The sequence below is a fragment of the Clostridium sp. genome (assembly GCF_032552055.1).
Taxonomy (GTDB): Bacteria; Bacillota; Clostridia; order Clostridiales; family Clostridiaceae; genus Clostridium.
The window spans coordinates 1-14137 of record NZ_JAWGSV010000060.1 but is presented as its reverse complement, the minus strand read 5'-3'; the positions used below and the strand labels follow the sequence as shown (position 1 = coordinate 14137).

15 protein-coding genes are annotated in these 14137 nt (G+C 29.0%); 7 read left to right on the top strand and 8 right to left on the bottom strand.

Going from position 1 to position 14137, the window contains the following annotated elements; all coding sequences use genetic code 11:
* Window positions 1-124 precede the first annotated feature (124 nt).
* Together E6248_RS06245 and E6248_RS06240 are read left to right on the top strand one after the other, a co-directional pair.
* Window positions 125-856: an ATP-binding cassette domain-containing protein gene (locus E6248_RS06245; RefSeq protein WP_316339954.1), complete on the top strand. Its 732-nt coding sequence runs from the start codon at window positions 125-127 to the stop codon at window positions 854-856.
* Window positions 849-2036, top strand: coding sequence for an ABC transporter permease (locus E6248_RS06240; protein ID WP_316339953.1), 1188 nt, complete (start codon window positions 849-851; stop codon window positions 2034-2036). The genes E6248_RS06245 and E6248_RS06240 overlap by 8 nt, the downstream gene beginning before the upstream one ends.
* 104 nt (window positions 2037-2140) lie before the next feature.
* Here the strand turns inward: E6248_RS06240 and E6248_RS06235 are convergent, their stop codons facing one another.
* From E6248_RS06235 to E6248_RS06215, 5 genes are all read right to left on the bottom strand, one after another.
* The gene (locus E6248_RS06235) at window positions 2141-2422 is read right to left on the bottom strand and encodes a hypothetical protein (protein ID WP_316339952.1); all 282 of its coding nucleotides are present in this window, start codon (window positions 2420-2422) and stop codon (window positions 2141-2143) included.
* Window positions 2423-2432: 10 nt separating this feature from the next.
* Entirely contained in the window at window positions 2433-3218 is a 786-nt protein-coding gene (locus tag E6248_RS06230; RefSeq protein WP_316339951.1) for an SDR family oxidoreductase, read from the bottom strand.
* 216 nt (window positions 3219-3434) lie between these two features.
* Window positions 3435-4826, bottom strand: coding sequence for an NCS2 family permease (locus E6248_RS06225; protein WP_316339950.1), 1392 nt, complete (start codon window positions 4824-4826; stop codon window positions 3435-3437).
* 327 nt (window positions 4827-5153) lie between these two features.
* Window positions 5154-5846 carry an ElyC/SanA/YdcF family protein gene (locus E6248_RS06220; protein ID WP_316339949.1) on the bottom strand — a complete coding sequence of 231 codons (693 nt, stop codon included), beginning with the start codon at window positions 5844-5846 and terminating at the stop codon, window positions 5154-5156.
* 18 nt (window positions 5847-5864) lie between these two features.
* The gene (locus E6248_RS06215; RefSeq protein ID WP_316339948.1) at window positions 5865-6335 is read right to left on the bottom strand and encodes a GNAT family N-acetyltransferase; all 471 of its coding nucleotides are present in this window, start codon (window positions 6333-6335) and stop codon (window positions 5865-5867) included.
* Window positions 6336-6693: 358 nt separating this feature from the next.
* Between E6248_RS06215 and E6248_RS06210 the strand changes: the two genes are divergently transcribed.
* From E6248_RS06210 to E6248_RS06200, 3 genes are read left to right on the top strand one after another with little or no spacing between them, the layout of a single operon-like run.
* Window positions 6694-7440: an ABC transporter ATP-binding protein gene (locus tag E6248_RS06210; protein ID WP_396335135.1), complete on the top strand. Its 747-nt coding sequence runs from the start codon at window positions 6694-6696 to the stop codon at window positions 7438-7440.
* A gap of 12 nt (window positions 7441-7452) precedes the next feature.
* Window positions 7453-8571 carry an ABC transporter permease gene (locus E6248_RS06205; RefSeq protein ID WP_316339947.1) on the top strand — a complete coding sequence of 373 codons (1119 nt, stop codon included), beginning with the start codon at window positions 7453-7455 and terminating at the stop codon, window positions 8569-8571.
* Window positions 8568-9671 carry an ABC transporter permease gene (locus E6248_RS06200; protein ID WP_316339946.1) on the top strand — a complete coding sequence of 368 codons (1104 nt, stop codon included), beginning with the start codon at window positions 8568-8570 and terminating at the stop codon, window positions 9669-9671. Before E6248_RS06205 ends, E6248_RS06200 begins: the two co-directional genes overlap by 4 nt.
* Window positions 9672-9828: 157 nt before the next feature.
* On the opposite strand, the gene E6248_RS06195 is transcribed toward E6248_RS06200, so the two are convergent.
* Together E6248_RS06195 and proB are read right to left on the bottom strand one after the other, a co-directional pair.
* Entirely contained in the window at window positions 9829-11073 is a 1245-nt protein-coding gene (locus E6248_RS06195) for a glutamate-5-semialdehyde dehydrogenase (RefSeq protein WP_316339945.1), read from the bottom strand.
* A gap of 54 nt (window positions 11074-11127) precedes the next feature.
* Window positions 11128-11934: a glutamate 5-kinase gene (gene proB / locus E6248_RS06190; RefSeq protein WP_316339944.1), complete on the bottom strand. Its 807-nt coding sequence runs from the start codon at window positions 11932-11934 to the stop codon at window positions 11128-11130.
* Between the two features lie 327 nt (window positions 11935-12261).
* Here proB and E6248_RS06185 point away from each other — a divergent pair, with 327 nt between their 5' ends.
* On the top strand, window positions 12262-12804 hold the full coding sequence (locus tag E6248_RS06185) for a hypothetical protein (RefSeq protein ID WP_316339943.1): 543 nt from the start codon (window positions 12262-12264) through the stop codon (window positions 12802-12804).
* 4 nt (window positions 12805-12808) lie between these two features.
* Window positions 12809-13027, top strand: a complete 219-nt coding sequence (locus tag E6248_RS06180) for a hypothetical protein (protein WP_316339942.1) — start codon at window positions 12809-12811, stop codon at window positions 13025-13027.
* Between the two features lie 145 nt (window positions 13028-13172).
* Here E6248_RS06180 and E6248_RS06175 read toward each other — a convergent pair.
* A partial coding sequence (locus E6248_RS06175; protein WP_316339941.1) for an AI-2E family transporter occupies window positions 13173-14137 on the bottom strand: 965 nt, incomplete at its 5' end.

Here is a 14137-nt window from a genome sequence, read left to right as displayed (position 1 = left end):
ACTCAATATATGGAAATTACTTTATAATTATATTGCATGTATAATTATTTATCGTTATAATGTTGTATATAATAACTCTTATTAAGTTTTATTATACTATTAAATGTTTAAGGGGGACGCTTTTATGCTAAAGTTGAATAATCTTTGTAAAAGCTTTAAAAAAACAAAAGTAGTAGATAATCTATCTTTTACTGTAGATAAAGGTGAGATTGTTGGACTACTAGGGGAGAACGGAGCTGGTAAAACTACTACTCTTAGAATGATTTCTACTATGCTTGAAATATCTGAAGGAGAAATCAAAGTAAATGACATTGATGTAAAATCAGATCCAGAAAAAGTTAGAAAAGAAATTGGTATTCTTTTCGGAGGAGATGTTGGTTTATACGATAGATTAAGTGGCAGAGAAAACATTAGATATTTCGCTAATCTTTATGGTATGAACAATAAAGAAGCAAATGAAAGAATTGATGCATTAGCAAAAAACTTTGAAATGGTAGACTATATTGATAAACCTGTAGGAAAATACTCTAGAGGTATGAAGCAAAAAATATCTATAGCTAGATCTATAGTTCATAATCCATCAGTTATGCTATTTGATGAACCTACAACAGGGCTTGATGTTAGTGCTGCAAGAACTATTCAAGACTTTATATTAAAATGTAAAGAAGAAAATAAGATTATTCTATTTTCTAGCCACTCTATGAAAGAAGTAGAAAAACTTTGTGATAGAACTGTAATAATTCACAAAGGAAAACTTATAGAAAATTGTACTTTAAGTCATTTAAAAGAAAAGTATGGAGATAATGACTTAGAAGAAACATTCTTAAAGTTAATAGGAGGTAATTCAAATGAGTAACTTTATAACTGTCTTAAAAAAGGAATTATTAGATATTGTAAGAGATAGAAAAACTCTAGTATTTACATTGATACTTCCAATACTTATTTATCCTCTTATGTTTAAGTTTATGTCTTCTTCAATGGAACAAGCTCAAACTGACGTACAAAAGGAAATAAACATATATATAGAAGGGGATACTGACTCCTTAATGGCTAAAACTATTACTGCTTTAGAAAATGTTAAAACCCCTGATGTAGAATCACCTACAGAAGCCTTAAAGAGTGGAGATATTCAACTTATAATTAATATTCCAGAAAACTTTGATGAAAATATAGCTGCTGGTAAAAATGATACTATTGATCTTTTAATTGACGAAGAGTCAAATAAATCCATGATAGCTAGTAGCTTCGTAAGCGATATTTATGACAATTATAAGAACACTATTATTGAAGAAAGGTTAACTGCTAATGGAGTAGATCCATCTATCCTTAAACCTTTTGATGTAAATGTTAAGTCAGGAATAAATACAGATAATGATAATATAAATGGTGTTGCATCAATGCTTCTTACTATGATACCAACATTAATAGTAATACTTATGGTTTCTTCTACTGTTGGTATGGCTGCTGATCTTGGAGCTGGTGAAAAAGAAAGATTTACTTTCGAACCTCTTCTTTCAACTTCAGCTAAGAGATCCTCATTACTTTGGGGTAAAATCACAGCCCTTTGTACAGTATCATTTTTAGCCTTAATCGCCAACTTAGCTGCTATGGTATTTTCAATGCAGAAATTTATGAGCTTTGGTGAAGAAAGTATTAACTTCAACTTAGAGCCTGCAACAATATTAGGTATGTTAATAGTTGGATGCTTAGTTTTAGTTACTTTATCAGCATTACAAATTTCAGTAAGTATTTATGCTAGATCAACTAAGGAAGCAAATTCATACTTAGCTGCAATAACAATGCCTACTATGATTTTATCCTTCTTACCATATATGATGGATGCAAAAGGAATAAATCCAGCTTTCTTTAATATTCCTATAACTAATGCAATTTGTTTAATGAAAGAATTCACAGTTGGAATATTTGATGTTAAGCACATAGCTCTAGTAATTGGATGGCATTTAGTTTATATAGTTGCTTCAATTATGTTTGCTAAATTTATGTTCTCTAAGGAAGAAGTAATATTTAGAAATTAAAAAGTAAGAGTTAAAAGTTAAGAGTTATTAATATAATTCACTGGCGTGAATTATATTAAAAATTAAAGGGATTCAGCTCTAAGCTGAATCCCTTCCTTAATTCTTCATTCTTCACTCTTCATTTCACAAAGTTTTTTATCAAACTTTCTTATATCAGGCCATGTATGATAATTAGCTCCTTCTTTAGAGTGATACTCTATAAAATCATCTGTGCTAACTTCATAAGTATTAAATCCATCTAGCTCTATTTCTAGCATTTCATCCCCCAATATATTAAAGCTTGTCACTTCGCCTATTGGTATTGTTTCACTTCCATAATAAAAAGTAACTCCATTTTCTATTAAGGTCTCATATATATCTAAAACTTCTTCTATTTTTTTATTCATATAATTTCCCCTATCCTTTGTTCATCATTAAAATAATCTTTCTAGATAAACTCCTAGGTATAAATTTATTTAATAATATTATTACTTTATTTTTAAACCCTGGGACTATTATTAGTTTTCCCTTATTAAAGTCTTTATAAGCTACTTTTGCAACTTCCTTAGCTGTCATTAAGGCTTTTTTAGCTGCTTCACTTTTTCGTATCCCTGACTTTTCTTGAAAACTAGTTTTTACTGGTCCTGGACATAGGCAACTAACTTTAATTTCAGTATCTCTTAATTCTTCATATAAAGCTTCAGTAAAATTAAGCACGTAAGCTTTAGATGCGTAATATGTAGCCATCTTTGGTCCAGCACAAAAAGCTGCAGTTGAAGCCACATTCATTATAGCTCCTTCCCCATGACCTATCATAATAGGTAAGAATACTTTTGTTATTTCAGTTAAAGCTCTAATATTAACATCTATTAATTTAAGCTCCTTTTCCATATCTATTTCACTTAAGTATCCAAAGGAACCCATTCCTGCATTATTAATTAAAATATCCACAGACAAATTATTTTTATTCACAAAATCTAATACTTTTTCACAAGAGTTATCCTCAGCTAAATCTAAAGCGATAGTATAAACCATGATATCATAAAAGCTTAACTCTTCCTTCACTTCCCTTAGCTTTTCATCATCCCTTGCAACTAATATTAAATTAATTTTATCTTTAGCATATAGCTTAGCTAGCTCATATCCTATACCAGTAGTCGCTCCTGTAATTAATGCAACGCTCCTACCATACGGCTTCCCCATAAACATCCTCCATAAAAATTAAAATTAGCTTTGAATTTTAATATAGCATATTGTGTTCAGAATATAAATATTATTATTTCATTATAATCTTATAATTACAAATCCATTTTATATAATTAAAAAACTGGTGAAATATCATTCTAATCAATATGATATTTCACCAGTTAAATTCAATTATTTTTTATCCCCAAAATATTTATATATTATCTACTATACTTAAAGTGCGCTAATTATAAAGTTTAATAAGAATAATGCACTAACTATATACATTATTGGATGCACTTCCTTACCTTCTTTTTTAACTACTTTAGCTATACAATAAGTAACAAATCCTGCAGCTACACCATTTGAAATACTTCCTGTGAAAGGCATAAATGTTACTATAAAGAATACTGGCATAGCTACTTCGAATGTACCCCAATCAATATTCTTGAATGATTCCATCATTAAAATACCAACAACTATTAAAGCTGGAGCTGTTGCTGCAGCTGGTACCATCCCCATAATTGGTGAAATAAATAATGAAAGTAAGAATAATACTGCAACTGTTACTGAAGTTAATCCAGTTCTTCCACCTTGTCCAATACCTGCTGCACTTTCAACATAAGTAGTAGTATTACTTGTACCAAAAAGTGCGCCAATTGAAGTTGCAGTAGCATCTGCAAATAAAGCTCTTTCTAATTTTGAAGAGAAATTATTTCCTTCTTCAAATAACTTTTCATCTTTATCATCAAATATACCTGCTTTTCTACCTGTTCCAAGGAAAGTACCAATAGTATCAAAAGTGTCTGATAAAGAAAATGCGAATATTGTAGTAAATACTAAGAATATCTTAGATGGATCACTAAATAACCCTGCAAAATCTAATTTCATAAATGTTGGTGCCATACTTGGAATACCAAAATCAATTTGTGAAAGGTCTGGTACTTGTGTTACTCCCATAAAAATTCCTATAACTGTAGTTGAAAGAATACCTAATAAAATCGCTCCCTTAAATTTAAGAAGCATTAATACAATTGTTATTACAAGACCTATTAAAGCTAATAGTGCTACTGGATCCTTAAAATTAGTCATTGCTAAATTTACACTGTTAAATACGCTTGAGTCACCTGCTGAAGCAACTTTATCAGCAGCTTCACCTGTAAAAGTTATAAAGTGAGCTTGTTTAATCCCTATAAATGCAATAAATAGTCCTATACCACCTGAAATTGCATATTGAAGTGAATGAGGAATTGCTTGTATTATCATTTTTCTTATTTTAGTAGTTGTAATAATTATATTAATAATTCCGCAAATAAATACCATGGCTAAAGCTTGTTGCCAAGTAAAACCAAGACCTAACACTACTGTAAATGTAAAAAACGCATTTAACCCCATACCAGGTGCTTGAGCAAAAGGTACATTAGCTACTAGTCCCATAACTAAAGTTCCTATTACGGCTGCAATAATTGTAGCTACAAACACTGAATTTTTATCCATTCCAGCTGCTGATAAAATAGATGGATTTACGAATAAAATATATGCCATTGTTAGAAATGTAGTTAAACCTGCCATTAATTCAGTTTTAACATCTGTACCATTTTCCTTTAGATTAAAGAACTTTTCCATAAAAATTACTCCTCTTAACAAAATCGAATATTATATTCATATGTTATCATTTCATTCGTACTAAAGCAATGCTATTTTTCAATATTTTCGTATAATTATTATTTTTATCCATTTATACAATTATTTTTATGGTTATTCTTTAGCTTCTTTCTATATATTTAAAACAAATACGAATATTAACACTTTATTCACAGGAGGAATATCTGTGTTTTCAATAAATCTTCTTTGCCTTCTAAAATTTGCAAAAAAGCTTTCAATAATATAAATTAATAGACTTGAACATAACATTGTCCGATAACTTACATTTTGAAAGCTTTATTAAAAAATCTAATTTCTATCGTCTTCTGTTAACCTTCCATCAGAAGTGCTTACAGGAATTGACTCGCCTAAGAATTTTGGTTCTGGCTTTATAATATTTACATAAGCAAAGTCCTTTAACTTAGCTAGAACTTCTCTTTTCTTATAGCTATCCATTAATTGATACCCTCTTTTATCTGATTTTACACCATAGGCCTCTATCCCTAACTTTCTTGCTATATACAAGGCTCTAGGTAGATGATACTCATTAGTTACTATTACTGCACTCTTAACCTTAAAAATTTCCTTTGCTCTATACATAGTATCGTAGGTACTAAAACCAGCATGATCCATGAAGACAGTACTCTCATCTATATTATTACTAAGTACGTAATCCTTCATAGCACCAACTTCATTATATTCTTCTCTACCATGATCACCACTTAATATTAATGCACTTGCTGCTCCTTCGTTATATACCTCTATTGAAGTTTCAAGCCTATCAGACAGTATATCAGATGGTGTTCCATCACTCCTAACTCCTGCCCCTAATACTATTATTGCATCATTGCCTTTAGGTATATCTTCTATATTATAAATATACTTTTTATAACTATTAACACTTGAAATGGCTAAGATAACAATAATTAAACTTGCTATAAATAAAGATATAAATATACCCATAGTTCTCTTTCCCCATTTCTTAAATTTATTTTTCCTCATAAAAACTCTCCTAAACCATTATATTCCGTATTTCATTTTTATGTGAGGTATTCCCGCTTCGTCATACTCCCCTGAAACCTCTATAAATCCTACAGATTTATACAAATTTTTAATATAACTTTGAGCTGATAAAGTTATTTTTTCTGTATTAAATTCCTTTTTTATATCCTCTATCGCTCTTATCATCATTTCTTTAGCTAGCCCCTTATTCCTATATTCCTTTTGAATTAGAACTCTTCCAATAGAAGCCTCATCATAAGCAAGCCCGGCTGGTAATAGTCTGCAATATCCAGCTATATTTTCATTTTTAGTATCTTTATCTACTATAAATAGATGAATACATTCTCTATCTCTATCATCAAAATCATTTTCACAAGTTATTTCTTGTTCACAAGCAAAGACTTCATACCTAGCTTTAGCAATTTCATAAAATTCATTTATGTTAAGTTCATCAAAATATTTACTTCTAAATTCATATTTTTCTTCCATTTTAATCTCCTTTGTTATCACAAATTTTCATATATTACAATTATAATATTATAACGTGATATTTTCCATTAACTTACCTTGTTATATTATTACAATCATTATACAAAACAATTAATTTTTTATTACTGTATTCATTTTTCTAAATTAATGTATGTTATTATTTGATGCATATCTATTCTTTAAGAAAGAAAGACTATATAGAAGATATATCAATCAAATAATTCTATTTCCCCTATTTTAAGCCTTTTTAGATATTGTACCAATTTATACATAGTATTATGATAAATATAAAGTTAAATGAACAGCGTTCGTAAAGTTTGACGTTTAGATAAACAAAGTTCATAAAAGGAGTGAAATTATGATTATATCAATCAAAAACTTAGAAAAGAGTTATAAAGATTTTAAAGCTGTGGATATAAAAGAGCTAGATATTGAAGAAGGCGAAATATTCGGCTTCCTTGGACCTAATGGTGCTGGTAAAACTACTACTATAAGCATATTAAGTGGTCTTTACTCTAAATATTCAGGCGATGTAAAAATATTTGATAAGAATATTAAAGAAGATCCTATATTTATAAAGAAAAACTTAGGAGTAGTTCCTCAAGATTTAGCTTTAATAGATGATTTAACCGCTGAAGAAAATGTTAAATTCTTTGGAGAATTATATGGATTAAGAGGAAAGAAGCTAAAAGAAGCTGTTAATGAAACACTTGACTTCGTAGGCTTATTAGATAGAAAGAAAGATTTTCCACCTAAATTTTCTGGTGGTATGAAGAGAAGATTAAATATAGCTTGTGCTATAGTTCATAAACCTAAACTAATAATCCTTGATGAACCAACTGTTGGTATAGACCCTCAATCAAGAAATAATATTTTAGAAACTATACAAAAGCTTAATGCTCAGGGATCAACTATTATCTATACATCTCACTATATGGAGGAAGTAGACGCTATTTGTTCTGATATTTGTATAATTGATCATGGAAATATAATCGCTAGAGGAAGTAACGAAGAATTAAAGGCTTTAGTTAAACATGAAGATGGAACAGAAGCTTCATTAGAAGAAGTATTCCTTAAATTAACTGGAAGAAAACTTAGGGATTAGGGGGATTACTTTATGAAGATATTAACTATAGTAAAATACAGACTCCTCCAATCTCTAAGAGATGTTCAAAGCCTTATTACAATGATATTAATTCCAATATTTTTAATATTAATCCTAGGTAATGCACTTAAAAACAATGAAGATTTTACTGCAAGAACAGTAGATAAGGTTAACTTACTTTATGTAAATAACTCTTCAAGTCAAGGTGCTAGTGCCTTCGATAATTTCATTAATTTAGATGGACTTAAAGATATTATAAATGTTGAGAAAACTTCTGATATTAATGAAGGTAAAAAACTCATTGAAAACAGAAAATATGATGCCTTAGTAATATACGACGAATCATCAGTCAATAAACTAGAATTAATAGGCTCTGAATATAATCAATTAGGAGTTTCAATAGTAAAGGGAATTGTTGATTCTTATGCTTCTTCTGCAAATGCTATAGAAGCATTATCTAAAATACAATCAAAAAACTATACTATTGATAAGAATACTAACTTACAAGAAGAATCAATAACTGTTTCAGGTAAAAAGCCTTCTGCAACTGATTATTATTCAATAACTATGCTTGTTATGATAATAATGTATGGATCAATTTACGCTAATTTCGCTATAGATAAATCATACTATGGCACAATTGGATATAGATTTAGATCTACACCTTTAAAGCTTGGTGAAATATTTATAGGTGAAGCTATTGGAGTAATTATTACTATAATGGTACAGGTACTTATATTATTACTAGTTTCGAACTTAGCCTTTGGTGTTAACTTTGGTAGTAGCTTGCCTATAATACTACTGACTGCTTTTTCATTATCAGTCTTATCAACAATGCTTGGTATATTTGCTGTAATGGCTACTAAGAAAGGGCTTATTGGACTTGCACTGTTGAATGTAATAGTTCCTATATTTACTTTCTTAAGTGGAGGCTTTGTAAAAGTAAACTTTAATGGAGTACTTGGCACTATATCAAAACTTACACCAAATTACTTGGCTTCTGATGCTATGTTTAAGAGTATCTATGGAGGAGCTAATAACGATATAATTCTTTCTATTATTGGACTTTGGATTATTTCTGCTCTACTATTCGTAGGTGCAAATATAATAGGAAGGAGAGAAATAGCATGACAATATTTAAAGCAACATTAAAAAGACTATTTAGAGGAAAAATGAATCTTCTATTCTTAGTTGTACTTCCTCTAATCTTTATGTTAATTGCTTTTTCAGGATCTAATGGTACAGCTCCTTTAAAAGTAACTGTTATAGATAATGACAAGACAGAGGTTACTGAAAAAATAATTTCAACTATTGAAGATAAGGCTGAAATTAACACTGATGGAGAAGATAAGATCCAAGAAGATTTGATAAATAATAATATAGATTTTGCTCTTATTATTCCAGAAGGATATACTGAATCTCTTATTAACGGAGAAAATCCTACTATAAGAACTTTTGAAGCCAAAGAAGGTAACACTTCTACTGCTCTTAGTACATCATTAAATAGCTACTTAGATGTATTAAAGACCTTTGCTAAAAATTCTAATGGAGATAAAGATAAATTTTATAGTGCCTTAAAATATTATGAAGATGGTTCTTATAAATTATCATATACAAGTGTGGATAAGGGAGAAGGTAATAAATCAAAAACTGATTCTGCAATGGGCTTTATAGTGCTTAATTTACTGTTCTCTGCAACTGCTGCAACTAATATTTTATTAAAAGATAGAGAAAAGAATGTATTTACTAGACTATTTACTACACCTTTAAGTAGATTTAATTATATATTCCAAAGCTTACTTGCATTTTTAGTAATTACATTTATTCAAATTACATTGTACTTCCTTGCATTTAATTATGTATTTAAGTTTAATTTAGGAGATTCCCCATTAAGCTTATATACAATGTTCTTAATCTTTGGAGTGTTTACAATTTCTCTTGGAGTATTTATAACTACTCATTCAAAGGATTTAAGAATTTCAGGAACAATAAGTACTCTTATAATACTACCTTTTGCAATGCTTGGAGGATGCTTCTGGCCAAGAGATATTATGCCTGATATATTAAAGAATATATCTAAAATAGTTCCAACTACTTGGATAAATTCATCAAATAGTAATATACTTTATGGTTCAAATTTAAGTAGTGAAGTAGCTACTATAGGCTTACTATTAGTGATTTCATTAATACTTTTAGGATTATCATCATCCAAGTTAAAGAATAGGGCATAAAAATAAAATATTAAAATCAAAGGAGCTATATTCAAGATAGCTCCTTTAAAAATATATAAATATTAATAAAAAAACTCCTAAGGGAGTTTTTTTATTAATATTTCATTATTCATTCTTAATTTTACATTATGCGCATCACACGCTGTGCTACAACACTCTATCTTATCTGTCCATTTCCATAAATAATATATTTAATAGTCGTAAGTTCTTTTAATCCCATTGGGCCTCTAGCATGTAACTTTTGAGTACTTATACCTATTTCTGCTCCAAATCCAAACTCTGCACCATCTGTAAATCTAGTAGATGCATTTACATATACTGCTGCTGCATTAACTTTATTTAAGAATTTTTGAGAGTTCTTATAGCTTTCAGTTACTATTGCTTCTGAATGTCCTGATCCATACTTATTAATATGAGTTATGGCATCATCAAGGTTTTTTACTATCTTAGCTCCTATAATATAGTCTAAATACTCCTTGCTCCAATCTTCTTCAGTTGCAGCTGTTACATCATTAATTATTGATTGAACCTTATCATCACCTATAATTTCAACATCATGTTCTCTTAAAGCCTTTACTATAAGTGGTAAAAATTTATCTGCAATATTTTCATTAATAAGCATTTTTTCTGCTGCATTACATACTGATGGTCTAGATACCTTTGCATTTACAATTATATTTTTAGCCATCTCAAAATCACAGTTTTCATCTACATATATATGACAGTTACCTACTCCTGTTTCTATAATTGGAACTGTTGCATTCTTAACTACCGCTTGTATTAATCCTGCTCCTCCTCTTGGAATTAGAACATCTATATATTCATTTAATTTCATCATTTTAGTTGCTGTTTCTCTGCTGGTATCTTCAACTAATTGAATTGAGTTTTCTGGAAGTCCAGCTTCTTTAACTGCTTCAGTTAGTATATTAACTATTGCCTTATTAGAATTTATAGCTTCACTTCCACCTCTTAATATAACTGCATTTCCTGTCTTTAAACAAAGTCCGGCTGCATCGCAAGTTACGTTTGGTCTAGCTTCATATATTATCCCAATAACCCCCATTGCAACTCTTTGTTTTCCTATTTGAAGACCATTAGGTCTCTTCCACATTTCAATAACTTCACCTACTGGATCATCTAAAGCTATTAAATCTCTAAGTCCCTTTGCCATGCCTTCTATTCTTTCTTTATTTAAAGCAAGCCTATCCAGCATAGCCTTAGAAGTTCCTTTTTGAACTGCTACATCTAAATCCTTTTTATTCTCATTAATTATTTCTTCTTTATTATTTAATAGAGCCTGTGCCATAAGCTCTAAGGCATTATTTTTCTCTGTAGTAGATGCAATACCTAAGTCATAAGATGCTTCTTTTGCATTTTTTCCTAAACTCTCAATAGTACGCATAATTAATCCCTCCTATATCCTACTTTATATTATTTATAATTTTTCATTATTTTCTTATCGACTTACAAATAAAGTTCCTATTTCTTTGCCTTCTAATATTTCTAAAATTATCCTTGGATCTTCCCCATTAGCTAAAATCATATCAACACCAGACTCAGTTGCAGTTCTTGCCGCTGTTAACTTAGTAATCATACCACCAGTACCTAAGTTACTTCCTGCACCACCACAACACTCTTCTAGTTCATCTGTTATTTCTTCAATTTCTCTTATAAGCATTGAATCTGGATTCTTTCTTGGATCAGAATTATAGAATCCATCTATATCAGATAAAATTATTAAAAGATCAGCTTTTACAAGTTTAGAAACTATTGCTGACAAATTATCATTATCACCAAATTTAACTATATTCTCTATCTCATCAATAGAAACAGTGTCATTTTCATTTACAATAGGTATTATGCTATTTTCAATTAATGTTTCAAAGGTATTACATACATTTTCTCTTATATGATCATCTTCTACAACATCTCTAGTTAATAAAACTTGTCCTACCGTATGGCTATACTCGCCAAAAAATTTACTATATATATGCATAAGCTCACACTGTCCAACTGCTGCAACAGCTTGCTTCTCCCTTACCGTCTTCGGCTTTTCCTTAAGCTTTAACTTAGATACCCCAACCCCAATAGCTCCTGATGTAACTAATATAACTTCTTTTCCTGAGTTCACTACATCTGATAAAATCCTAGTTAACTTTTCTATTCTAGTCAAATTAATTCTTCCATTATCATAAGTTAAAGTGGAGGTTCCTACCTTTACTACTATCCTTTTAGATTCTTTTACTCGTTTTCTATTATTCATTTCTACTAATCCCCCGAATTTGTTTCTTTGTTTAATTATAAGTAGTTTTAAGTATTTTTTCTACATTAATACACTTAAATTTTTCTATTCTCTAAATTCTTTTATCTTTTCATCTAGTTCCTTACTAAAATGCTTATAAAAGACCTTTACCAATGAATAAAATGGTACTAATTTAAGAATAAATATTAAGTCTTACAATCATCTTTACGATAAATATATAATATTAATATACAATAATTATATCTAATTACATTTTCTACATATCATAAGAATATATGATATAATTGTATTATTAAGGCTTTATATGCAAAAAGGAGACGATATAATATGAAAGAAAATAAACCAAAATTGAAACTAAAAGAATTCATATTACCTAGTTTTATTATAATAGTATCTTTAATCATAATTTTTTACTGTAATAAAGCATTTAATTATAATACAAGAGTAGTTACAGATACAATTACAACTACCAAAGTTATATCTATTAGTAAAAATGGCTCTGGTATTGATAGTAACTTTTCTGCTGAATCAAATAATACAGATAAAATAGCAACTGATATTGGAGTAAATTTTAAATTAGGCTCAGATAATCATTTTGAAATAGGACGTTTCTCCCTTACAAATTTAAAGTTTATGAAAAAAAACAAATACACTGCTTATGAGAGTCAAGAAAGCGAAGAATTTTTTAATAAGTTAATAAATTCATTAGAAAAGGAAAATTTTAAAGGTCAATCAGATCTTGAATATTATGTTCAAAATTATTTAGCCCAATATGGTTTTAGTGATTGGATTATTTATACTAGTGAAGATAACTTATCACTTAAAGTTTCCATACATAGTTCATTCCATCCTATATTAGAAGTGAGGTGATTTCATGAAATTATTTAAGAATATTCTATTATTATTATTTAAGATTTCATCATTTTTATTACCAATAATTGCATTTGTTGAATTGATTGCTACCTCTTCAATATTTGGAGGAATAGTAATGTTAGTTGCTTTTTCCATGCTTTTTAGTCTTTCTTCAACATATGATATTGGCAATATATATGATGTTAGAAATCCATATGGTCCATTTCATATGTGGTATTAAAAAAGAAGATAAACCTTCTTTTTTAATCATTACCGTCTTTGCCCTTTTTTATGCCATAACTCCTGATATAACTAATATAACTTCCTTTCCTGAGTTCATTACATATAGTTGAGTATTTTTTCTACATTAATACACTTAAATTTTTCTATTCTCTAAATTCTTTTATCTTTTCATCTAGTTCCTTACTAAAATGCTTATAAAAGACCTTTGCCAATGAATAAAATGGTACTACAACAAAGGCTCCTATGGGCCCAATTAAAGTGGCTGCTCCAACAACTAGAAAAATATCAGTAATAGGATGTATTTTCATTGTCTTTCCCATTATTAAAGGAACAATTATTCTTCCCTTTAATACTTGCGCAATTAAAACTAATATAGATAGTTTCAAAATCATATTCCAGCCTAAAGCTATGGCTATTATGTAAGGTAGTATTAATGATATGAAAAATCCAATAAAAGGTATAAAAGCTAATACAAATGTTACTAATGCTAAAATAATTGGATTAACCATACCTATTATTTTATATCCAACGAACATCATAATTGATAATGATAAAGCAACTTTTGCTTGCCCAATTATATAAGCTGATAGAACTTCATCCCCTTCTTCTATTACTTTATATGCCCTATCCCTATATTTCCTAGGAAATAATTTTTCTAATGACTCCTTTATTTTCTCCTCATCCTTAAGTAAGTAAAAAACTATCAAAAACACTAAGAAAATATCAGAAAACAATTGGATACCTTTATCAAAAACCTTTCTAATGCTAGTAGTAAACATAGATATATAATTTTGAATATCCCCTAAGAATTTCTCATAATAATTTATATTAAAAATGCTCTCTTTAACTATACTCTGTATATTTTCAATCCCCCCCCTAGACTCAATTATATCTATAAATATAGATTTAACACTCATAAATTGTTCTATAAAATAATCAGCAAAATATTTTACAATCCCTGCTGCTATAAAGAAAAATATTATTATTGTTAAAGATGCTGCAGTCCCCCTTTTCATTTTCTTTTTTAGAAATATATTGTTTAGTGGTTTAAGTATATAAAATAGAAATACTCCAAATATTGAAGAGGTAGCAATCAATTCAACAAATG